The organism is Mycobacterium sp. NGS35 (assembly GCF_059812855.1).
On record NZ_JCALDL010000006.1, the window covers coordinates 220957 to 241522 of the forward strand.

General features: G+C 66.4%; 23 protein-coding genes, 1 tRNA gene and 1 other RNA gene. 13 read left to right on the forward strand and 12 right to left on the reverse strand.

The genetic code is table 11. The features are described from left to right. Positions 1-67: 67 nt before the first annotated feature. Positions 68-162: signal recognition particle sRNA small type (ffs, locus tag AC5Y4C_RS12790), an RNA gene on the reverse strand. Positions 163-229: 67 nt separating this feature from the next. On the opposite strand from ffs, the gene AC5Y4C_RS12795 reads away from it, so the two are divergent. The 4 genes from AC5Y4C_RS12795 to AC5Y4C_RS12810 all read left to right on the forward strand — a co-directional run bounded on the left by AC5Y4C_RS12795 (position 230) and on the right by AC5Y4C_RS12810 (position 3037). Then, positions 230-315, forward strand: a tRNA-Ser gene (locus tag AC5Y4C_RS12795). 90 nt (positions 316-405) lie between these two features. Next, entirely contained in the window at positions 406-1266 is an 861-nt protein-coding gene (lucA, locus tag AC5Y4C_RS12800) for a lipid uptake coordinator LucA (RefSeq protein ID WP_499961375.1), read from the forward strand. A gap of 86 nt (positions 1267-1352) precedes the next feature. Then, the gene (locus tag AC5Y4C_RS12805; RefSeq protein ID WP_499961372.1) at positions 1353-2423 is read left to right on the forward strand and encodes a S1C family serine protease; all 1071 of its coding nucleotides are present in this window, start codon (positions 1353-1355) and stop codon (positions 2421-2423) included. 221 nt (positions 2424-2644) lie between these two features. After that, on the forward strand, positions 2645-3037 hold the full coding sequence (locus AC5Y4C_RS12810) for a DUF4189 domain-containing protein (protein WP_499910710.1): 393 nt from the start codon (positions 2645-2647) through the stop codon (positions 3035-3037). 2 nt (positions 3038-3039) lie between these two features. On the opposite strand, the gene AC5Y4C_RS12815 is transcribed toward AC5Y4C_RS12810, so the two are convergent. The 4 genes from AC5Y4C_RS12815 to AC5Y4C_RS12830 form a co-directional block, all read right to left on the reverse strand. Then, entirely contained in the window at positions 3040-4278 is a 1239-nt protein-coding gene (locus tag AC5Y4C_RS12815) for a sensor histidine kinase (protein WP_499910713.1), read from the reverse strand. Next, positions 4275-5309 (reverse strand): non-homologous end-joining DNA ligase, encoded by a 1035-nt coding sequence (ligD, locus tag AC5Y4C_RS12820; protein WP_499951919.1) that lies wholly within the window; start codon positions 5307-5309, stop codon positions 4275-4277. The genes AC5Y4C_RS12815 and ligD overlap by 4 nt, the downstream gene beginning before the upstream one ends. Continuing rightward, complete coding sequence (locus AC5Y4C_RS12825) at positions 5309-6346, reverse strand: ATP-dependent DNA ligase (protein WP_499951921.1); 1038 nt, start codon at positions 6344-6346, stop codon at positions 5309-5311. Before AC5Y4C_RS12825 ends, ligD begins: the two co-directional genes overlap by 1 nt. Before the next feature lie 196 nt (positions 6347-6542). Beyond that, on the reverse strand, positions 6543-7865 hold the full coding sequence (locus tag AC5Y4C_RS12830) for an MFS transporter (RefSeq protein ID WP_499951922.1): 1323 nt from the start codon (positions 7863-7865) through the stop codon (positions 6543-6545). 181 nt (positions 7866-8046) lie between these two features. Here AC5Y4C_RS12830 and AC5Y4C_RS12835 point away from each other — a divergent pair, with 181 nt between their 5' ends. Together AC5Y4C_RS12835 and AC5Y4C_RS12840 are read left to right on the forward strand one after the other, a co-directional pair. Beyond that, the gene (locus AC5Y4C_RS12835) at positions 8047-9216 is read left to right on the forward strand and encodes an LLM class flavin-dependent oxidoreductase (RefSeq protein WP_499951923.1); all 1170 of its coding nucleotides are present in this window, start codon (positions 8047-8049) and stop codon (positions 9214-9216) included. Positions 9217-9246: 30 nt separating this feature from the next. After that, entirely contained in the window at positions 9247-10323 is a 1077-nt protein-coding gene (locus tag AC5Y4C_RS12840; protein WP_499951925.1) for an ATP-dependent DNA ligase, read from the forward strand. Positions 10324-10359: 36 nt separating this feature from the next. Here the strand turns inward: AC5Y4C_RS12840 and AC5Y4C_RS12845 are convergent, their stop codons facing one another. Next, positions 10360-10950, reverse strand: a complete 591-nt coding sequence (locus AC5Y4C_RS12845) for a TetR/AcrR family transcriptional regulator (protein ID WP_499951926.1) — start codon at positions 10948-10950, stop codon at positions 10360-10362. A 123-nt stretch (positions 10951-11073) separates the two neighbouring features. On the opposite strand from AC5Y4C_RS12845, the gene AC5Y4C_RS12850 reads away from it, so the two are divergent. Both AC5Y4C_RS12850 and gluQRS read left to right on the forward strand, forming a co-directional pair. Further along, complete coding sequence (locus tag AC5Y4C_RS12850) at positions 11074-11703, forward strand: VOC family protein (RefSeq protein ID WP_499947995.1); 630 nt, start codon at positions 11074-11076, stop codon at positions 11701-11703. Between the two features lie 11 nt (positions 11704-11714). Beyond that, a complete protein-coding gene (gene gluQRS / locus AC5Y4C_RS12855) occupies positions 11715-12614 on the forward strand; it encodes a tRNA glutamyl-Q(34) synthetase GluQRS (protein ID WP_499952052.1) in 900 nt (299 codons plus the stop codon). Here the strand turns inward: gluQRS and tgt are convergent. Continuing rightward, positions 12584-13798: a tRNA guanosine(34) transglycosylase Tgt gene (tgt, locus tag AC5Y4C_RS12860; protein WP_499910730.1), complete on the reverse strand. Its 1215-nt coding sequence runs from the start codon at positions 13796-13798 to the stop codon at positions 12584-12586. The genes gluQRS and tgt overlap by 31 nt on opposite strands. 105 nt (positions 13799-13903) lie before the next feature. Between tgt and AC5Y4C_RS12865 the strand changes: the two genes are divergently transcribed. Together AC5Y4C_RS12865 and AC5Y4C_RS12870 are read left to right on the forward strand one after the other, a co-directional pair. After that, positions 13904-14350, forward strand: a complete 447-nt coding sequence (locus AC5Y4C_RS12865; protein WP_499951928.1) for a lipoprotein LpqH — start codon at positions 13904-13906, stop codon at positions 14348-14350. Between the two features lie 143 nt (positions 14351-14493). Continuing rightward, complete coding sequence (locus AC5Y4C_RS12870; protein WP_499910734.1) at positions 14494-14961, forward strand: lipoprotein LpqH; 468 nt, start codon at positions 14494-14496, stop codon at positions 14959-14961. Positions 14962-15050: 89 nt separating this feature from the next. Here the strand turns inward: AC5Y4C_RS12870 and AC5Y4C_RS12875 are convergent, their stop codons facing one another. Further along, complete coding sequence (locus AC5Y4C_RS12875) at positions 15051-15533, reverse strand: NUDIX hydrolase (protein WP_499951929.1); 483 nt, start codon at positions 15531-15533, stop codon at positions 15051-15053. A 13-nt stretch (positions 15534-15546) separates the two neighbouring features. Then, positions 15547-16908 (reverse strand): WS/DGAT/MGAT family O-acyltransferase, encoded by a 1362-nt coding sequence (locus AC5Y4C_RS12880; RefSeq protein WP_499951930.1) that lies wholly within the window; start codon positions 16906-16908, stop codon positions 15547-15549. Between the two features lie 110 nt (positions 16909-17018). Between AC5Y4C_RS12880 and AC5Y4C_RS12885 the strand changes: the two genes are divergently transcribed. After that, positions 17019-17999 carry an NAD-dependent epimerase/dehydratase family protein gene (locus AC5Y4C_RS12885; protein WP_499951932.1) on the forward strand — a complete coding sequence of 327 codons (981 nt, stop codon included), beginning with the start codon at positions 17019-17021 and terminating at the stop codon, positions 17997-17999. Positions 18000-18002: 3 nt separating this feature from the next. Here AC5Y4C_RS12885 and AC5Y4C_RS12890 read toward each other — a convergent pair whose 3' ends face one another. Next, positions 18003-18230, reverse strand: a complete 228-nt coding sequence (locus AC5Y4C_RS12890) for a hypothetical protein (protein ID WP_499910742.1) — start codon at positions 18228-18230, stop codon at positions 18003-18005. A 143-nt stretch (positions 18231-18373) separates the two neighbouring features. Here AC5Y4C_RS12890 and AC5Y4C_RS12895 point away from each other — a divergent pair, with 143 nt between their 5' ends. Next, positions 18374-18709, forward strand: coding sequence for a DUF732 domain-containing protein (locus AC5Y4C_RS12895; protein ID WP_499910745.1), 336 nt, complete (start codon positions 18374-18376; stop codon positions 18707-18709). Between the two features lie 63 nt (positions 18710-18772). On the opposite strand, the gene AC5Y4C_RS12900 is transcribed toward AC5Y4C_RS12895, so the two are convergent. Both AC5Y4C_RS12900 and AC5Y4C_RS12905 read right to left on the reverse strand, forming a co-directional pair. Continuing rightward, complete coding sequence (locus AC5Y4C_RS12900) at positions 18773-19201, reverse strand: hypothetical protein (RefSeq protein WP_499951934.1); 429 nt, start codon at positions 19199-19201, stop codon at positions 18773-18775. A 37-nt stretch (positions 19202-19238) separates the two neighbouring features. Next, positions 19239-19748 carry a DUF2231 domain-containing protein gene (locus AC5Y4C_RS12905; RefSeq protein WP_499951935.1) on the reverse strand — a complete coding sequence of 170 codons (510 nt, stop codon included), beginning with the start codon at positions 19746-19748 and terminating at the stop codon, positions 19239-19241. Between the two features lie 115 nt (positions 19749-19863). On the opposite strand from AC5Y4C_RS12905, the gene AC5Y4C_RS12910 reads away from it, so the two are divergent. Further along, entirely contained in the window at positions 19864-20565 is a 702-nt protein-coding gene (locus AC5Y4C_RS12910; protein WP_499947843.1) for a helix-turn-helix transcriptional regulator, read from the forward strand. Position 20566 lies beyond the last annotated feature (1 nt).

A 20566-nucleotide genomic window follows, 5' to 3' on the forward strand; every position in this document is an offset into this window, starting at 1 on the left:
GAGGGAAGCGAACGAGGCCACGCGCGTTGGCACCTCCAGACATGGCCGCGGGAATTGAGCAAAAGTGAGTGGGGGACCCCGCGCACCCGCCAGAGCCCGTTGACCCTTGCTGCCTTCCGGCCCTGGGGGAGTTCACAGGATGGACGCCGCGCGGGGTCCACGCAGAGTCTAGTACCTGCGTCGGCGGTGACGGCCGGCCCGTCCAGACAGGTCGGTTACCATGTCCGACGGAGGATTCGCCTAGTGGCCTATGGCGCTCGCCTGGAACGCGGGTTGGGTTAATAGCCCTCGCGGGTTCAAATCCCGCATCCTCCGCCGTCGGGATGCGGGGCGCATCGGGATCCGGTCGCCCCGCCCCAGACAAGCATCGATCGACGCCAGCAGACGTGGCGTTTGAGGAGGGGCATGAGCCGCATTGTCGCGGTGGTCTGGCACGCGTTGTTTTCGATCGCTGCCGGGGTCCTGTACTTCTTGTTCGTCCTTCCTCGCTGGTGGGAGTTGTCGGGCGACACGTCGCACACACTCGGGACGGTGCTGCGCATCGTCGCCGGTGCGTTGATCGCGCTGGCTGCCCTGCCGGTGGTGTTCACATGGCTGCGCACCCGGCGCCCTGAGTACGCGACCCCCTACCTCGCCCTGCGGTTACGGGTGCTGTCCATCGTGTTGCACGTCCTGGGTGGGGCCTTGATCATCGGCGCGGCGATCAGCGAGATCTGGCTGAGCCTCGACGACGTCGGGCGCTGGCTGTTCGGCATCTACGGCGCCGCCGCCGCGATCAGCTTGCTGGGTATTTTCTCCTTCTACCTGTCGTTCATCGCCGAGCTTCCGCCCCCTCCGCCGAGACCGGTCAAGAAGAAACCGCCGAAGCAACGCAAGAGCCGCTGGCGGCGCCGCAAGGGTGAGCAGGCCGACGAGGCAGGAACCGAAACTGAGGCGCCGACGGAAGACGCCGCCGAAGGCGACGCCGGCAAAACCGCCGACGAAGCAGACGACGCGGACGACGCGGACAAAGCGGACAAAGAGGGCCAGAAGGTCTCTCTGTCCCAGGAGCCGACGACGGAGTCCGAGACCGCTGAGCTTTCCGAGGCGGACGCTGAGGCTGGGAAGGCCAAGGACGGTGGCGTCGGGGACGACGAGCCGCCGTCGGCCGAAGACACGGTGGCCGTGGAGGCCCCGCGGGGCGGCGTCCGCAACCAGCGTCCGTCGGGCAAGCTGCGCAGGCCGCGCCTGCGGCGCAAGTCCAGCGGGGTAGCCGTCGAGGACTGAGCCCTTACCTGCGGTTTTCCGCCCGTGTCAGTGTGTGCGGGCAAAATGGAGTCAACGCTGTGTTCCGCCCGCGCGAAAGGCAACAGATGGCCGAACGACCTTCTCATCCACCCGCCAGGGTGTGGTGGCTTTCGATCGTCGCCGCTTTGGCGACGATTCTCGCGCTGGTGACTCCGGCGCACTTGTCCTCGCTGCCGACCGCAGCGGCGGTCCCCGCCGATCCGGTGCAGGCCGCGCCGGCCATCGCGGAGCAAAGCATGGTGCAGATCAACACGATCGTGAACTACCAGGGCGTCGTGGGCTTCGGTGCCGGCATCGTGATCAGCCCCGACGGCGTCGTCTTGACCAACAACCACGTCGTCGCCGGAGCCGACAGCATCAACGTGCTCAGCGTCGGCACCGGCCAGAACTTCAGGGCCAAACTGCTGGGCTACGACCGCACCCAGGACATCGCGCTGATCCAACTGCTCGGCGCCAACGGTCTGCCGACGGCGCCGATCGGCGACTCGAACCAGGTCAGGATCGGCGAGCCGATCGTCAGCCTCGGCAACGCCAACGGCAGCGGCAAGCCGATCAGCCGCGAGGAAGGCCGCGTCATCACCGTCGGTGCGGACATCGAGGCCGAGGACGATTTGACCGGCAGCTCCGAAGAGCTGAACGATCTCATCGGCATCGCGGCGCCGGTGCGGCCCGGTGACTCGGGCGGTCCGCTGGTCAACGCCTCCGGGCAGGTGATCGGCGTCAACGTGGCGGCGTCGGTGAACTACCGGCTGGGCAGCCCGGGCGGCAAAGGGTTCGCCATTCCGATCAACCGGGCGATGGCGATCGCAGGACAGATTCAATCGCGCACGCCGGCTGGCACCGTTCACATCGGGCCGCCGGCCATGCTGGGCATCGGAGTCGGTACTACTCAGCAACGCGGATCGGGCGGCGTCGCCGTGCGCGACGTGCTCCCCGGCACCCCGGCAGAGCAGGCCGGGTTGCAGCGCGGCGACGTGCTCGTCTCGCTGGACGGCGCACCGCTGAACAACGCGACCTCGTTGACCGGCGTTTTGGACCGGCACTATCCCGGTGACGTGGTGGACCTGGTGTGGCAGGACCGCACGGGCCAGCAACGTGCCGCCAAGGTGACGCTGGCGCCCGGGCCTGACGGCTAGCGACGGCTAGCCTCGACAGGTCCTGCGGCCTCGCGGATTCTGTGCGGCCGTTCATCGTGGCGCGTTCGCCTGACCAGCTGACGAAAAGCCGGTACAGAGTCCGAGGATCGGGTTCACACTTGATTCGTTAAGTCGATAGTTGGTGTCCCGAGTGGCGGTCGTTGAGGCGGCGGGGCGCTCCTGACGAGGCGACACGGGCACCGTCGCCTCAGGAGAACGCCATGATCATTTCCCGACGCAAGCCTTTCCGATTCGCAACTCTGCTCGCCGGTGGTGCGGCAGCAGCGGCCGCCGTGAGCCTGGCGGGTGCGCCGCCCGCGCTGGCCGACGACACGTACGTCGCGATCTCGTATTCACCGGAGAGCCACGTCTACGGGTGGGGCAACAACTACAACAACCTCGACTCGGCGCGGATCCGATCACTGAGTGAATGCCAAAACCACGGCGGCAACCACTGCGTGTTCATCGCCTGGGCGAAGAATGGCTGTGCCGCACTCGCCGTGAATGGCGACAACTACTACGGCTGGTACGGCCCGACAATTGCCGATGCCGAGCGAGAAGCGTTGGCGCGCAACGGCGGTGGTCACATTGCCATCTCGCAATGCTCGACCTGAGCTCAGCTGGCCGCCAACACGACGTTTTGCCGCAGTGGGACAGAGATGTTGATCGCGGTCCCCGGCGAACCTGGGCGGATTTCGAACTGACCGCCTGAGGCGAGAACCTTGGTACGGATGGACGCGAGACCGATGTGCCCGTCACGAAGGCTCTGTGCGAGCGCGGCGTCGGAAATGCCGACACCGTCGTCGGCGATCTGCAACACAGCATGGTCGCCGTCACGGCGCAGGCTGATGTTGATCGTGTCCGCATGAGCGTGCTTGACGGCGTTGGTCAGGATTTCACGGGCTGCGTTGTAGATGACGTAATCCGTGTCGGTGGTCGGTTGGTCGTCCGGCCAGGCCGTCGTGTCGAGTTTCACCGTGAGATCGGCACGGCTGCCCACACTCGCGGCCAGATCGGAGATCGCCGCCTTCAGCCCCCGCCGCGCGAGCACCTGCGGATGCAAATCCCTGGCCACATGTCGAAGGAGCTGGGAGGCCTCGAGGAGCGCGGTCTCCACCCGGTCGACAGCAATTCCGGAACCCGTCCGGACCTCTTCGAGGTCTTGCCGGGCCACGAGAACGTACTGCAGAGCCCCGTCGTGCACTCGCTCTGCGAGCGTCTCACGCTCGCGCTTCTCCAGACCGACCAACTCGTCGAGCAACCGGGTGCGCTGCTCCGCCAATTGACGGATGGTCGACACTTTGGACTGCTGAATACGGGACAGTGCAACAGAACCGGCGGCTAACGCCGACATCACCGTGGTGCTCAACAGGATCGACGACCACGGCTCCTCGTTGGCTTCCTGAGTAATCCACGAGGTGGCGAACAAACCGAGCACCGTCGGAACGGCGATCGCGGCGCTGATGTCCGGGTTCAGCTGTGCCGCCGCAATCAACGGGACGAGGAACAGCCCGTTGCGCAAAACGTCGGACGTCCAGTCCTCCGCGGACGTGAAACCAGTGAGTACCGCCAGTGCAGAGATGGCAAGGATGTCGGCGCCCAGAACAAGCAGCGTCACAAGCTTTTCGACGTCGGGCCTGGTGCGAGCGTGCGGCCGCAGCGTCCAGACCGCCCAGCCTGCGACGGTCACGACGTAAGCAGCCCAAATGACGACGCACGACACCTGATGGTTGTGTGGCGGCTCCAAAAGCAAAGTCGCCGTGAGGAAGACGATCAACAGCGCACGCAGACCGGCCTGTAGCACAGCGCCGAGGAAGGCGTGGTTCTCGGAGCCGTCAGCACGCCGGAGGCTCATGTCTCGGTCCTTTTTCGGTCAGTATCGCGGCTCGGCTGAACGCGTTTCGGCTCGCCCGGCATCTTCGGGTAATTAGGCGGGTACGGCAGGTCGCCAAGACCGCGTTCCTCGTCGGCCTTGACCATCTCCAGTAGAGGTTCCAGCGACTGGCTGTTCGCGTCGATGTCGGCCCACGGGTCATCCCGTGCCGCAACAAAATCGGCGACGGTGGCCATGGTGTAGTCGTCGGGGTCGGCATCGGCCAACTCGTCCCAGGTCAACGGCGTCGACACGGTGGCGATCTGAGTACGCCGCACAGAGTAGGCGGACGCGAAGGTGCGGTCGCGAGCGTTCTGGTTGAAGTCCACGAAGACCCGCTTGCCCCGCTCTTCCTTCCACCACGACGTCGTCACCAAATCAGGTGCGCGCCTTTCGATTTCACGCGCCAGCGCAATGCCGGCCCGGCGTACCTCGATGAAGTCCCAGTCGGTCTTGATCCGCAGGAACACATGCACCCCGCGACCGCCGGAGGTCTTCGGATAGCCGACCAGGCCCAGTTCGTCGAGCAACGGCTTCAACACGTCCACCGCGATGGTGCGGGCTTCGGTGAACCCGGTCCCCGGCTGAGGGTCCAGGTCCACGCGCAGTTCGTCGGGGTGCTCGGTGTCGGGGCAGCGCACCTGCCACGGATGCAGCGTGATGGTGCCCATCTGCGCGGCCCACACGATCGACGACGGGTGCGTGACCTTCAGCGCGTCGGCCGTTCTTCCGGACGGGAACGTCACTCGGCAGGTCTGCAGGTAGTCGGGATGGTGCTGCGGCACTCGCTTCTGATAGATCTCCTCGCCGTCGATGCCGTCGGGAAACCGCTGCAGATGCGTGGGCCGGTCCCGTAGCGCCGTGAACATCGGGCCCTTCGACACCGCGAGGTAGTACTCGACCAGCGCGCGCTTGGTTCCGTTCGATCCCAGCTTGGGAAAGTACACTTTGTCCGGATTGGTCAGCCGCACCTTGATGCCGTCGACGTCGAGTTCTTCTGCGCGCGTTGCCATCACGATTCCAGGACTTCGTAGAGGTCGTAGTTCAGCGGCACCTCGAGCTGCTCGAACGTGCAGCTTCGCGGGTCACGGTCAGGGCGCCATCGCACGAAACGCACTGCGTGGCGGAATCTTTCGCCTTCCATTTGGTCGTAGGCCACCTCGGCGACCTTCTCGGGCCGCACCGGAATCCACCGTTTGTCGGCAGCGGAGTTCCAGCGGCTGGGATCACCTTCACGGACCTCGTCCCCTATTCGCAGCGGCTCGAGTTCGGCCAGCAGCTTGCGCCGGTCCGTGGTCGTGAAAGATGCTGCACCGCCGACCATTTGGAGCTCGCCGTCGTCACGGTAGAGTCCGAGCAGGATGGAGCCGATTCCTTCTCCGCTCTTGTGAATGCGGTAGCCGATCGCCACGCAGTCCGCATCGCGGGCGTGCTTGACCTTCACCATCTCCCGCTTGCCCGGCACATACGGGCCGTCGAGTCGTTTGGCGATCACACCGTCCAGCCCGGCGCCCTCGAAGGTGTCGAGCCACTGCGCGCCTTGTTCGGGGTCTTCTGTCGTGCGGGTGACGTGACACCACTGCTTTTCGGTGATCAGGTCGGTCAACGCTTGACGACGGACGCGAAACGGTTCGCCCATCAGCGACCGATCAGCCGTGGCCAAGGCGTCGAAACCGATGAAGTGCGCGGGTGTCTGCTCGGCGAGCATCGTGATGCGACTCTGCGCGGGGTGGATGCGCTGGCTCAGCGACTCCCAATCCAGCCGGATCCGCCCACCGATGTCCCGCGGCACGACGACTTCGCCGTCGAGTACGCATTTCGGCGCGGTTTCGTCACGCAGTGCGTCGACCAGTTCGGGAAAGTACCGGCCCAACTCCTTACCGTTACGCGACTGCAGCACCACCTCGTCGCCGTCGCGGAACACCAGCGCCCGGAACCCGTCCCACTTCGGCTCGTAGGACCAGACACCGCGGTCGTCGGGAACCCTTGCCTGCGCCTTGGCCAGCATCGGCTCCAGCGGCGGCTGCACAGGTAAGTCCACAGCGTCCATCCTCATCCATCGGGTCGACGTTGATCTAGACCGCCGCGCCGCCGGAGAGTCGTACCCGGCTGGTACCTCGATTGATTGTGCGACGATGGCGACAAAGTGCGAGTAGGCCGCGCCGCTAGTGCACACTCAACTGGGTCGTGCGTCCCACGCCGTTGCTGGCCACCGAGGAGCGGAGATCAGCCGCCGCGCGAACCGCTCAGCCGTGGGTGGTGAAGAACCGCGGTCGCAGCGCGGCGGTGGCGGCGACGCTGATGACCGCGGTGAGCATCAGATAGCCGCACGCCAGCCACGGGGTGTTCCCGGCCGCCGCGATCAGTGCGGTCAGGATCAGCGGGGTCAGCCCCGAGGAGTAGACACCCGAGAGTTGGTACACCGTCGACAGTCCGGTGTAGCGGATGCGGGTGGGAAAGAGCGAGGCGTACAGCGTGCCCTGCGCGCCGTAGAACCATGCGTGGATGACGCCGAACACCACGACCATGCCCAGCGTGAAAGCGGTCAGGCTCTTGGCTGAGAACAGCGCGAAGACTGGAAACACCGCAAGCCCGTACGCGGCGATGCCGGTCGAATACACCGCCTTGGGGCCGAATCGGTCGGTGAGCACACCCGAGATCGGCAGCAGCGCAGCCATCACCAACGCGGCCACGGTCACCGCGGTCAGTACAGAGACCTTCGGCAAGTGCAGGGTTGCGGTGGCATAGGAGATCGCGAACACTCCCCACGTGTTGAACGCCGCACCCTCGCCCCAGCGTGAAAGCATGCCCAGCACAGTCGCGCGGAGCGCCGGAGGCCTGAAGACTTCGCGGACTGGAACGGCGGCGCGGGATTCCTCGTCGCGGATCTTCTCGAAAGCCGGTGTCTCAGCAGCTTTGAGCCGCACCACAATGCCGAAGGCAACCAGCACCACGCTGAACAAGAACGCGATGCGCCAGCCGTAGGAGATGAAGGCATCGTCAGGAAGGGCGACCTGCAGAAGCGCGAAAGCCCCTGTGCCGAGCGCTAGTCCAAGCGCCAAGCCCACTTGCGGCACACTTCCGAACAGGCCGCGCCGCCGTACCGGACTGTGTTCGACGGCCAGCAGGATGGCCCCGGCCCACTCTCCACCGAGTGCGAAACCCTGTACCACCCGCAGCAACAGCAGCAATATCGGAGCAGCCGCGCCGATCTGCGCCGCAGTCGGCAGCAGCCCCATCAACGCCGTGGCGGCACCCATCAAGAACATCGTCAGCGCCAATGTCTTCTTGCGTCCGATGCGGTCTCCGATGTGACCGAACACCACGCCGCCGATCGGGCGCACGACGAAGCCGACCGCGAACGTCGCGAACGACAGCAGCGTTCCGATGAGCGAGCTCTGGTCGGGGAAGAACGCGTGGTTGAACACCAGGCTGGCCGCGGTGGCGTACAGGAAGAAGTCGTACCACTCGATGGTGGTGCCCACCAGGCTGGACACCAGCACCGTACGCAGCGCGGCCGGTGAGACGGCGCCGTGCCGGTCGGGCACCGCGGCAGCGGTGACGGTCATCAGAGATTCACTCCCATGCTTCACAGCGGCGGACAGTGTGCCGCCCCGCTGATTGCACATCGACGCCGCGCGGATTGGCTCGCATTTCGATCCGGCTGAATGCAACACCTGACCGGCGGAACTGCCGCGGGCATCATTCTGGGGTGACTTTGGTGCCCGGAATTTCGTTGAGGCGATGCGAATGTCGTTGACGCTGCACTGGTTTCTGCCCACATACGGCGACAGCCGGTTGATCATCGGCGGGGGCCACGGGTCACCGGTGGGTTTTGCGCACGGTGACCGCGACGCGTCGATCGACTATCTGGCGTCGATCGTCCGCGCCGCCGAGACCTTCGGATTCACCGGGGCGCTGATACCCACCGGCGCATGGTGCGAGGACGCATTCGTCACTGCCGCCCTTCTGGCACGCGAGACCACGTCGCTGGCGTTTCTGGTGGCGTTCCGGCCAGGGCTGGTCAGCCCGACCCTGTCAGCGCAGATGGCCGCGACGTTCGCGCGCCACGCGCCGGGGCGGATCCTGCTCAACGTGGTGGTGGGCGGTGAAGCGCACGAACAGCGCGCCTTCGGCGACCATATCGACAAGGACGGCCGCTACCGGCGCGCCGACGAATTCCTCGAGGTGGTCCGCCGGTTGTGGACCGGCGACACGGTCTCCTTCGACGGCGACTACATCCGTGTCGAGGATGCCACGTTGCCGACACTGCCGGATCCCGTGCCGCGCTTGTACTTTGGGGGAAGTTCGCCGGCTGCCGGCACGGTCGCCGCACGGCACGCCGACGTGTATCTGACATGGGGCGAACCGCCCGCCGCAGTACGGGACAAGATCAATTGGATCCGCCGGCTTGCGGGCCAGCAGGGACGCCGGGTGCGATTCGGCATTCGGCTGCATACGATTTCGCGCGACACCGCGCAGGAGGCCTGGTCGCAGGCCGACAAGCTGCTGGCGGCGCTGGACGAAGGCACCGTGCGCGCAGCCCAGGAAGGCCTGGCGCGCAGCGAATCCGAGGGGCAGCGACGGATGCTGGCACTGCACGAAGCAAGCCGGGCCAACGGCAGCTGGCACGACGCCCGGACGCTGGAGGTCGCGCCGAATCTGTGGGCGGGGGTGGGACTGGTGCGCGGCGGGGCGGGCACCGCGCTCGTGGGCAGCCACGCCGACGTCGCCGATCGGATCGCCGAGTACGCCGAGATCGGTATCGACGAGTTCATCTTCTCCGGTTATCCGCATCTGGAGGAACTGTTCTGGTTCGGTGAAGGGGTTGTTCCGATTCTGCGCCAGCGCGGACTGTTCGACGCCGGCGCGAACGCCGCACCGTCGGCCCCGGTTCCGTTCCTGGGCGCGGCGCGGTAGCGCGGTCATCGCGTCGCCGACAATAGGGCGGTGCAGCTGCCCGTCATGCCGCCGATCTCGCCGATGCTGGCCAAACCGGTGCCGTCGATCCCCGCAGGCGCTTCGTATGAGCCGAAATGGGATGGTTTCCGGTCGATCTGTTTCCGCGACGGCGACGAGGTGGAATTGGGCAGCCGCAACGAGCGGCCGATGACGCGGTACTTCCCCGAGCTTGTCGCAGCGGCTCGGACCGAGCTGCCGCAGCGCTGCGTGATCGACGGCGAGATCGTGATCGCGGCAGCCCACGGGCTGGATTTCGAGGCGCTGCAGCTGCGGTTGCATCCCGCCGCGTCGCGGGTCCGCGTGCTCGCCGAGCGCACTCCGGCTGCCTTCATCGCGTTCGACCTGCTGGCCCTCGGCGATCAGGACTACACCGAGCGACCGTTCAGCGAGCGCCGGGCGGCACTGGTCGCCGCACTTGCGACAGCCGGCTCGTCGTTTCACGTCACCCCGGCAACCACCGACCTACCCACCGCCCAGCGATGGTTCGCCGAGTTCGAGGGCGCCGGCCTCGACGGCATCATCGCCAAGCCGCTGACGATCACCTACCAACCCGACAAGCGGGTGATGTTCAAGGTGAAGCACCAGCGGACCGCGGACTGTGTGGTCGCCGGGTACCGGCCGCACAAGTCCAGTGCCGACGCTATCGGTTCACTGCTGCTGGGGCTGTACAAAGACGACGGCACATTGGCGTCCGTCGGCGTGATCGGCGCGTTCCCGATGGCCGAACGCCGACGGCTGTTCGCCGAATTGCAGTCACTGGTCACGGATTTCGACGATCACCCGTGGAACTGGGCCGCGCATATGGCCGGGGACCGAACCCCGCGCCGCAACGAGGGCTCCCGCTGGAATGCCGGCAAAGACTTGTCCTTCGTGCCGCTGCGCCCCGAACGCGTCGTCGAGGTGCGCTATGACTACATGGAAGGTGAGAGATTCAGGCACACGGCACAATTCAGCCGGTGGCGGCCCGACCGGGACCCCCGCTCGTGCACCTATGCACAGCTGGAGCGGCCGGTCACATACAGACTCGGTGACATCGTTCCCGGGCTCCACAGAGCGTCGGACTAATCCGGCGGACCTGCTCAGCGCATGCGGGCCTCGGGCTCAGCCCGGTACGAGTAAACCGTCGACCAGAGTCTGTGTGAGCCACCGCTCGTACCGCTCCCGGGACCACCCCCGGTCGACGACGATCAGCCGGTACACCTCGGGAGACACGAGGGCATAGACGATGTCGACGGCGTCGCGCTCCCGCATGCCTGGCCGCAACGCGCCGGTTTGAGCGAGCGACCGGGCGATGCGCCCTTGGCCGGCGCGCCGCTGCCGATTGAGCTGCTCGAGCAGGGCCGCGGCTTCCGGATCCGCGCTCGCGGCGCCCACGAGGATGCGGTAGATCGGCGCGATCCTCGAGTTGATGTCGGAAGTGACCTGAACCAAGCCCGCTAGCCGGCTCTTCGGATCCGGATCGGAAAGCAGTGCTCGCACCGAGGGGCGTTCGGGCAATGACACCGGCTCGTCGTCGCCGGCGATCGACACGTCGAGAAGCTCCTTGAGTATTCCGAGCTTGGAGGAGAACAGCCGGTACACGGTGGCCTGCGGCACATCCGAGAGAGCGCTGATGGCCTCGACCGTCGTTGCACCGTAGCCACGTTCCGCGAACAAGGTTCGCGCAGCCTCGATCACGGCGGCTCGCGCCAACCTGGTCCTCGCCTGTCCGCGCTGACCACGCGATGGTTCTCGTCGCTCCGAGCGTGCCACAACTTGAGACTACCGCTCTCGAATTGAGAGTTATACTCTCAATATCAACAACGTGGACAGCGAATACGACGTTACGGAGAGGAGCCCGGGATGACCGGCATCGAATTCGTCACTCTCGAGACGCCCGACCCCGCCGCCGCCGAGACCTTCGTGAAGGCCGCATTCGGACCAGAACTGCCGGTGCGTGCCCGCGAATCGCAGGCGCCCACAAGCGGTTTCCGTGGGTTCACCCTGTCGCTCGTCGTGCCTCAACCATCGACCGTCGACGCGCTGATCGATGCCGCCGTCAAAGCCGGCGCGTCCGAGGTGAAGCCGCCCAAGAGAAGTCTGTGGGGCTACGGCGGCGCGGTGTGCGGACCGGACGGCACGATCTGGACCGTGGCGTCGTCGTCGAAGAAGGACCGCGGTGCCGAAACCGGGCAGATCGACGATTTCGTCCTGCAGTTGGGCGTCGACGACGTCGCCGCGAGCAAGCGGTTCTACGTCGAGCACGGGCTCGACGTAGCGAAGAGCTTCGGCCGCAAGTACGTCCAGTTCGCGACCGGACCCATCACGCTGGCGCTCTACAGCCGCCGCAATCTGGCCAAGACCGCCGGTGTGCCGGCCGACGGCGCGGGATCGCACCGCATCGCCATCGCCAGCGGCGTGGGCCCGTTCACCGACCCGGACGGGTTCACGTGGGAAGCACCCTGAGTAGTCGCTAGATTCGCAATGTGAGCGGTGCAGGTCGGTTCGCGCCCAGCCCGTCGGCCGACCTGCACATCGGCAATCTGCGCACCGCCGTGCTGGCGTGGCTGTTCGCGCGGTCGACGGGCCGGCGGTTTCTGATCCGAATCGACGACCTCGACGACCGCACCCGCGCCGACATCGGCCGGCGCCACGTTGCCGACCTCGCCGCGATCGGGCTGACGTGGGACGAGCCGCCGCAGTGGCAGACCCAGCACCCGCAGCGCTACGACGATGCGATCGCCTGGCTGGCCCAGCGTGGCTTGCTCTACGAATGCTATTGCAGCAGAAGGGACATCCAGCAAGCTCCCCGCGCACCGCATGCACCGCAGGGCGCCTACCCGGGAACATGCCGTGAGTTGACCGAGGCCCAACGCGCCTTAAGGCGCGACGCCACCGGCCGGCCACCGGCGTTGCGGTTGCGTGCCGGGGTCGGCCAGTACACCGTGGTGGACCTGCTGCACGGCGAATATCGCGGTGTGGTCGACGATTTCGTGGTGCGGCGCGGCGACGGGGTGCCGGCTTACAACCTCGCGGTGGTCGTGGACGACGCTGCACAAGAGGTCGATCAGGTGGTGCGCGGCGACGACCTGCTCCCGTCGTCGCCGCGGCAGGCCTACCTCGCGTCGGTGCTGAACTACCCGAAACCCGCCTATGCGCATGTACCGCTGGTGCTCAACCATGAGGGCAAGCGGCTGGCCAAGCGTGACGGTGCTGTCACGCTCGCCGAAATCGGCGTCGATCGCGCGATCGCCCAGATGTCCGCATCGCTCGGCTGGCCGTCGAAAACCCTGGAACAGCTTCTGGCGCAGTTCAATCCGGCGCAACTGCCTCGCGAGCCGTGGATCTACCCGCCGGAATCAGATCTGGACGAGTAGTAGCGGCCGAGGACGTGCTCGCGCAGGTCGTCGAACCGGCCGTCATAGATCGCATTGCGCATCTGGTCGACGAGCCGGATCACGAACCGCTCGTTGTGGATGGTGCTGAGCGTCGCGGCGAGGATCTCCTTGCTCTTGTGCAGATGGTGCAGATATGCCCGCGTGTAGTGCGCGCAGGTGTAGCAATCGCATTCGGGGTCGATCGGTGTGAAATCCCGGCGGTAGCGCGCGTTGGTGATGTTGAATCGCCCGGTAACCGAGTACACCGCCGCGTTGCGGGCCACCCGGGACGGCGACACACAGTCGAAGGTGTCCGCGCCGGCGGCCACGGCCGCGAACAAGTCGTCGGGCTCGCTGATGCCCAGCAGATGCCGCGGCTTGTGCTCGGGCAGTTCGTCGATCACCCACCCGATGATCGTCGCCAAGTTCTGCTTCTCCAGCGCCCCGCCGATCCCGTAGCCGTCGAAACCGATTTCGCTGAGCCCGCGTGCGGCGGCTCGTCGCAGATCTTCGTACTGCGCGCCCTGCACCACCCCGAACAACGCCTGGCGGCCACCGAGCCGCCGATGCTCGGCCAGGCACCGCACCGCCCAATCGTGGGTGCGACGCACCGACCGCTCCTGGTAGCCGCGGGTGTTGACCAGCGTGGTGAGCTCGTCGAACGCGAAGATGATGTCGGCGCCGAGCTGGTGCTGGATCCGCATCGACAGCTCGGGGGTGAACCGGTGCGTCGACCCGTCGAGGTGCGAGCGGAACGTCACGCCGTCGTCGTCGACGACCGCGAGCCGCTCCTTGCCCTCGGCGATCACGTCGTCGGCCTGCACGCGCTCGGCGTCCATCGCCAACACCTTGCGAAAACCCGCTCCCAACGAAAGCACCTGGAATCCACCGCTATCGGTGAACGTGGGCCCCGGCCAGTTCATGAATGCGCCCAGGCCGCCGGCCTCTTCGACCACGTCCGCGCCGGGCTGCAGGTACAGGTGATAGGCATTCGCCAGAATGGCTTGTGCGCCAAGCTCTTTCATCGTTTCCGGCAGCACACCCTTGACCGTCGCCTGCGTGCCGACCGCGATGAACGCCGGGGTGTGGATGTCGCCGTGCGGGGTGTGGATCACCCCGCAGCGGCCCCGACGGCCGGGCAGCGACGCGGTGACCGTGAAAAGGCCACTTCCCTGCTCGGTCACGCTGGTATTGAATCAATCCCGGGGTTTTGCCCGCTGCCGGGCATGGCCGCCGGATACATTTGCCCGAGTCCGACGTTCGTAAGTCCACCGGAATTGAGGTGAGCGGTGAAGAACCGAATCGTCGTCGCAGCCGGAGCCGCGTTCTGCGCTGTCGCCGGCGTCGCTGGCTGTTCGTCGGCCCCGGCCAACTCCCCTCAGCCGCCCGGTTCGCTGCCGCCGTCGACCGCCCAGATCACCATCAACGGCAAATCCGCCGGCACCACCCATGCGGTGAAGTGCACGCAGGACGGCTGGACGCACACCATCCAGACGGGCGACGAGAAATCAGGCGTGCGCGTGGTGATCGACACCGGTGACGACGTCAGCGCACGGTCCGTCACGATCAACAACGTCGGCGACTTCAACGGCAGCGTGTGGGAGAACAACATCGGCAAGGCGCAGGCCTCGGTGATCGGCACCACGTTCCGGGTCAACGGCACCGCTCAGGGCGCCACCGTCGCCGACCCGAACAAACGCGCCACCGCCGCCTTCGACTTCAAAGCCAACTGCTGAACGCGCGGTCAGGCGCACGTCGTTTTGATGACGGCGTGCGGCTTATTTTCCCAATCTCATGACCGGCGGAAGGTCGAACACCATACTGCTTGACTGATGGTCCGCCGCCCTTGACGGGCCACGACGACAAAAGGAGAACGAGCGTGAAGCGTGGGTTCGTGGTCGCAGTCGGCGGTGCGGCCGTCGTGGTGGCAGGGCTGGCAGGCTGTTCGGACAACAAGTCGAGCAACGCGACCCAGACGGCATCGTCCGGCACGGGTAAGGCGAAGATCACCATCGACGGCAAGGACCAGAACGTCGAAGGCTCGATCGTGTGCGCCGACGTCCCCGGCAGCAACAACTATTCGATCAGCGTCGGCAACACGGCTCAAGGCGGCTCCAGCGCAATCGTCTCCAAGGGTGACAAGCCCGACGTGCAGCAGGTCGGGCTCGTCCTCAACGGTCAGCCACTCGCATACAACAAGGGCACGCCGGGTGGCGGCGAAGCCAGCGCGTCCAAGGACGGCAAGACCTACAAGATCTCCGGCAAGCTCGTCGGCATGCCTGACATGTCCAATCCGATGGCCGGCCCGTCCAACCACGACTTCTCCATGGAAGTGACCTGCCCGTAGCGGACCAACATTGCAGCGGCGGCGCTCCGGTCAGGGGCGCCGCCGTTTTTCGTCGGCGTTTGCGTCGACGTCTTCGACGGCCCGTCGCCTCACGCCTCTCGACAACCGGCGAGGTCCGGCTGCGCAATCAACCGATCGAGGATCGGGCGGTGGCCCTTCAGCAGCTTGGCTCGCGCCTGGGCTACCGAAAACCATTGCACCCGATCGATTTCCGGGAACTCACGCATCCGGCCGGACCCCTTCGGCCATTCGATTTCGAAGGTATTGCTGCGCGCGTCGGTGACATCGACATCACCCTCGATTGCGAACGCGGTCAACACTTTTCCGCTGGGTTGACGGATCGGCTCGAAGTCGATGCGCGGGCCCGTCGGGGGTGCCAGACCGGTCTCCTCGGTGAACTCGCGCTGCGCCACTTCCCACGGGTCTTCGCCGTCGACGTACTCACCCTTGAGGATCGACCACGCCCCGTCGTCCTTGTTGGCCCAGAACGGCCCGCCGGGATGGCCGATCAGTACCTCGACGACGCCGTCACGGATCCGGTACGGCAGCAATCCGGCACTGGTCTTGGGCATCTGATGCCGGGGCCTAGACGCCGGCGGCGACTTCGAGGTCCTTCAACGCGGCCTCCAGATGGCCGAGTAGACGCTGCAGGTGCGGCACGCTGCGGCGGCAGCCCACCAAACCGAAGTCCAAGTTGTCGGCGTTGTTGGTGAGCGTGATGTTGAGCGCCTGCCCGTCCAACGCGATCGACAGCGGGTAATTGCCGTCAAGCCGCGCGCCCCTCCAGTACAACGGCTCTCGCGGGCCCGGCACGTTGGAGATCACGATGTTGAACGGCGGCGGTGCCGTGCTGACGAAGCCCGGCAGAATCGCCAGCGCCACACCACCGCTCATGAACGCCGACAGCGCCAGCTGCTCGAGCTTGGGCAGCTGGGTGAACACCTTCTTGTTCTCGGCCATCGACGAGTGGATGGCTTCCAAGCGCTTCGCCGGATCGTCGAGGTGCGTGGCGAGGTTGCACAAGATCGTGCCGACCATGTTGCCGCCGCCGCTGTCGTCGTTCTCGCTGCGCAGGCTGACCGGAACCATCGCGACAAGCGGCGTCTCCGGCAGCGCGTTCTGGTCGAGGAGGTAGGCACGCAGCGCCCCTGCGCACATGGCCAGCACCACGTCGTTGACGGTCACCCCGCCGGCGGCAGCCTTGACGCGCTTGAAGCGATCCAGTGACCACGACTGCGCGGCGACGCGGCGCGCACCGCCGATCCGCACGTTGAACATGGTCTTGGGCGCTTGGAACGGCAGCGTGAGCTGCTGCTCCAGCAACGCTGCACGAGCCAGCTTCAACGTCGAAGGAGCAAGGGCCGCAACAGATCCCACAGTCTTGGCGAGCGTCTGCAACGGGTTCGCAGGACCGCCGGAGTCCTTGCGGCGACGCGGCTTGAGCTCCCACGACACCCGCAGCTCGTCGTCGTTGGGGTCCGGAGTCATCGTGCGCTGCATCAGCCGCTGCGCGGACACCCCGTCGATGAGCGAGTGATGGACTTTGACGTAGAGCGCGTAGCGGCCGTCGTTGAGGCCCTCGACAAGGTGCGCCTCCCACAGCGGCCGGTGCCGGTCCAGCAAGGTGCCATGCAGCCGCGACGTCAGCTCCAGAAGATCACGGACGCGACCGGGCGGGGGCAGCGCCGAGCGGCGCAGGTGGTAGTCCAGCTCGACGTCGTCGTCGAAGGACCATGCGACGTTGGTGATGCCGCCCAGAAAGGCCGGATGCTTACGGAAGGTCGGCTGCACGTCGGTGCACGTCAGCATCGCCTCGTAGGCCTTGCGCACGAAGTCCGGCCCGGCGTCGGGCGGCGGCTCGAACAGCTGCAAACCGCCCACATGCATGGGATGCTCGCGCGACTCGCCCAGCAGGAAGATGTTGTCGGTTGGTGAAATCAGCTGCATCACACTCTCCACGGTCGGTCTCTCCACCCTTTGTAGCCGGGTCAAGCCTGGCGATGTGACGTTTGACTCGTCAATGTTTCGGCGCGCTGACTCGCGGGCAGCTTTGTCGGGTGGGACTGACCGTGGCCGTCACCGGCCCTACCGGCGAGATCGGCATCTCCGCTGTCACCGCGCTGGAACGCGAACCTGCGGTCGAAAAGATCGTCGGCATGGCGCGGCGGCCGTTCGACCCCGGCGCTCAGGGCTGGACCAAGACCGCCTACCAGCAGGGCGACATTCTGGATCGCGACGCCGTCGATCGGTTGGTGGCCGACGCCGACGTGGTGATCCATCTGGCGTTCATCATCATGGGTTCGCGCGAAGAGAGTGCCCGCATTAATCTGACGGGCACCCGCAACGTCTTCGAGGCCACCGTGGCCGCGCAGAGGCCGCGGCGGCTGGTCTACACGTCGTCGGTTGCGGCCTACGGCTATCACGTCGACAATCCCGTGCCGCTCACCGAGGATGTGCCGCCGCGCGGATCCCCGGAGCACTACTACTCGCAACAGAAGGCCGCGTGTGAAGCGGCGCTGGCCGAGATCACCGCCGGCTCGTCGCTGGAGGTGTTCATCCTGCGGCCGTGCATCGTCGCCGGCCCGAAGGCGCCCGCGCTGGCCGACGCGATGCCGTTGCGGCGCCTGCCCGGACCGTTGCGTGCGCTGGCGAAAGCGGTGCCGGTGCTCAAGCCGGTGATCCCCGACCCCGGATATCCGCTGCAACTCGTCCACCACGACGACGTGGCCGCCGCTATTGCGCTGGCCGCTACAGTTCCCGCGCCACCGGGGGCCTACAACATCGCCGGGGACGGGCTGATCACCGTGTCAGATGTCGCAAAAGCCTTGGGCGGCAGGCCAGTTCGCGTTCCCGCAGCCGCGGCTTCAGCTGCGTCGGCCGCGATCTCGCGGTTGCCGTTCATTCCGTCGGCGCTCGAGTGGCTGCACGTCGCCCGCACATCGGTGGTGATGGACACCACGAAAGCGAAGAAAGACCTCGGTTGGCAGCCGACGTACACCTCCGCGGAGACACTCGCCGCGCTGGCCGCCGCGGTCTGAGCCCTAATGGGCGCGTGTCAGCCAGCCTTCGACGGTGGCGCGGTCGCGGGTGTGCGTCAGCATGTGCAGGTCTTCGTACAGTGAGGCGCCGTTGAGGTTGTCTTCGGTGAACAAGATCTCCACCTCGCGGACGCCGCGCCGGTAGAAGTCGGTGCGTTCCACGGTCCTGCGCTGCCATCCCGACTGCTCGGCGATCTCCGCCAGCGCCTGACGGTCGTTCGTCGCGCTCATGGGTGTGTGTTCCTCCTCCAATGTGCCAGTGCGCAGGGTACTTGGTGCGGCGTCAAGAATTCGTTGAGGATCCGCCAAGGGCCGGTGCCGATTCTGAAGTTGCCCGCAAGAGCAACCCACATCAGCACAAAGGAGTCCCTGCAATGTTTTCTCGCCTGATCACCAAGTCGGTCACTGCCGCCACTATGGGCGCCGCCGCCCTGGGCATGACCGCGCTTGTCGCCGCCGGCACCGCCAACGCCGGGTCGGTGGACACCCAGTTCGTCAACGCCGTCGATCAGGCCGGTATCGCCGTCGACAATCCGGCGCAGGTCATCAAGGTTGCGCACAACGTCTGCGCCGCGCTCGACGAGGGCAGCTCACCGGAGCAGATCGCCAAGTCCCTGGCGGCCAACAGCGACCTCACGGCCAAGCAGATCAAGACGTTCATGGTCTACTCGGCGCAGGCATACTGCCCCGAGTACCTCGAAGAGAGCTGACCAGCCGCTGCCCTGCGATTTCGGCGCGCAACGTTCGCTCAAGCGAAGGTTTGCGCGCCGAAATCAGCTGTTGGACAGGGCCAGCAGCGCCAAGATCACCGTCACCACGGCAAGGACGCCGTGGCCCACGACGACGGGAACCGGGAACGACCGCTCGGCCGGCCCCGCGTCGGCCGAACGGTCGCCGGCGCCCACGGCTGTGCGCTGGCCGCGGTAAACGGGCACCCACCGCGCGAGCATCACGAACCCGAGCAGCGCGGCCACCGCGACGACCACCACCGCCGCCCAGCCGATCCGATCGTTGTCCACCGCGAGATAGATGATCCAGAGCACTAGGCCCGCTGCGGCCAGCAGGAAATGCCCGAAGATCAGCGCGGGCGGAAAACGAGAATTGCCTTGCTGACGATGGCCCCCGCCGCCGATCCATTTGTCCAGCATGAAGAAGCCGCCCCCGGCGGTCAGGATCCAGGCAATCAGTGCAGCGATGCCCATCGTGGTCGTCCTTCCTGTGACTCCTCCTGTGGCGAGTTCATGACGCGAACCCCTCGGCTTGGTCGGCCTCGCGCACCACTCGCACGCCGTAGTGGTAGGCGAGCTTGCCGCCGAGGAAGCCGGATACACCCAGGACCGCGAAGGTGACCGCCGACAACGCCACCAACCCGACCGCAACCCGCCCGCCGGCCTCATGGCCGTAGCGCCACGCGAAGTTCACGACGTAGGCCGCGACGACCAGCAGGTTCAGCGTCATGTGCAGCAGTGCGGTGCGAAACGCGCGCGTGCCGGACGGGATCGCAAACAGATCGAGGAAGCCGACGGCCGCCGCGGCAAGGGCACCGATCACGCCGATCCCGATCAGCCATTCGGAGCCCTGCGCCAAAAACCCCGGCTCGTCGACGATCCGCGACGCGACGTCGAACACCAGGCTGCACAGCCATGCGCCGATCGGGACGGTGACGAGGATGGGGTGGAAGGGATGTCCGTACGGTCCGGCCAGAGCCGCGCTGACGGGCCGTTTGGCGTCTTCCACGTGACTGCCCATGGCCGCCTCCACGTCTGGTCCAGACAGTGGTCATCGAATCTTTTCCCAAGATATCGAGCTTGCACTGGGTTGGGAAGGCGTTTGACTAATGATTCTTAGCGATATTGTTGGCCGGGTGACCGGCACGTCGGGCACCCCGGACCAGGCGGCGATCCGCGCCGTCGCCGCGTTGGACGACGGTCAACGCCGGCGGCTCTACGAGTTCATCCGCGCCGCCCGTAGGCCGGTCACGCGGGAAGAGGCGGCCGCGGCCGTCGGGATTTCCCGCAAGCTCGCCGCATTCCACTTGGACAAGTTGGTACACGCAGGGCTGCTCACCTCCCGGTTCCTAGCCGACGGCTCCCGGGTCGGACGGCGGCCGAAAGCGTATGAGCCCACCGGCGAAGCCTTACAAGTCAGCCTTCCCGCCCGACGCCACGAGGTGCTGGCCGAGATCTTGGTCCAGGCGGTGCTGACCGAGGGATCACACGGATCAGCGCGGGACGCCGCTTACATCGCCGCGCACACGCGCGGCAAGGAGGCCGGCGCCGCGATACGTGAGCAGCTGCGGCCCGGCCGGCTCGGGGTCGAGCGGGCACTGAGCATCGCCGAAAAAGCTATGGCGGCTTACGGATTCGAGCCCGGACGAGACGACGCGCGCCGTGTCCGGTTGCGCAACTGCCCGTTCCATCCGCTGGCTGCGGACGCGCCCGACTTGGTGTGTGGGCTCAACCACGCGTTCGTCGGCGGCTTGCTCGACGGGCTGCTGGCGGACACCGTCGAGGCCGTGCTGGCGCCCAGTGCCGGGGAATGCTGCGTGGAACTGCGGGCCAGGTAGG

Coding starts and splice junctions, on each gene's coding strand:
- AC5Y4C_RS12890 (WP_499910742.1), bottom strand. CDS start 18,230: ATGAGCGCGACGAACGACCGTCAGGCGCTGGCGGAGATCGCCGAGCAG.
- AC5Y4C_RS12900 (WP_499951934.1), bottom strand. CDS start 19,201: ATGGGCATCGCTGCACTGATTGCCTGGATCCTGACCGCCGGGGGCGGC.
- AC5Y4C_RS12895 (WP_499910745.1), top strand. CDS start 18,374: ATGTTTTCTCGCCTGATCACCAAGTCGGTCACTGCCGCCACTATGGGC.
- AC5Y4C_RS12875 (WP_499951929.1), bottom strand. CDS start 15,533: ATGCCCAAGACCAGTGCCGGATTGCTGCCGTACCGGATCCGTGACGGC.
- AC5Y4C_RS12835 (WP_499951923.1), top strand. CDS start 8,047: ATGTCGTTGACGCTGCACTGGTTTCTGCCCACATACGGCGACAGCCGG.
- AC5Y4C_RS12905 (WP_499951935.1), bottom strand. CDS start 19,748: ATGGGCAGTCACGTGGAAGACGCCAAACGGCCCGTCAGCGCGGCTCTG.
- AC5Y4C_RS12810 (WP_499910710.1), top strand. CDS start 2,645: ATGATCATTTCCCGACGCAAGCCTTTCCGATTCGCAACTCTGCTCGCC.
- AC5Y4C_RS12880 (WP_499951930.1), bottom strand. CDS start 16,908: ATGCAGCTGATTTCACCAACCGACAACATCTTCCTGCTGGGCGAGTCG.
- AC5Y4C_RS12805 (WP_499961372.1), top strand. CDS start 1,353: ATGGCCGAACGACCTTCTCATCCACCCGCCAGGGTGTGGTGGCTTTCG.
- AC5Y4C_RS12815 (WP_499910713.1), bottom strand. CDS start 4,278: ATGAGCCTCCGGCGTGCTGACGGCTCCGAGAACCACGCCTTCCTCGGC.
- AC5Y4C_RS12825 (WP_499951921.1), bottom strand. CDS start 6,346: ATGGACGCTGTGGACTTACCTGTGCAGCCGCCGCTGGAGCCGATGCTG.
- lucA (WP_499961375.1), top strand. CDS start 406: ATGAGCCGCATTGTCGCGGTGGTCTGGCACGCGTTGTTTTCGATCGCT.
- ligD (WP_499951919.1), bottom strand. CDS start 5,309: ATGGCAACGCGCGCAGAAGAACTCGACGTCGACGGCATCAAGGTGCGG.
- AC5Y4C_RS12830 (WP_499951922.1), bottom strand. CDS start 7,865: ATGACCGTCACCGCTGCCGCGGTGCCCGACCGGCACGGCGCCGTCTCA.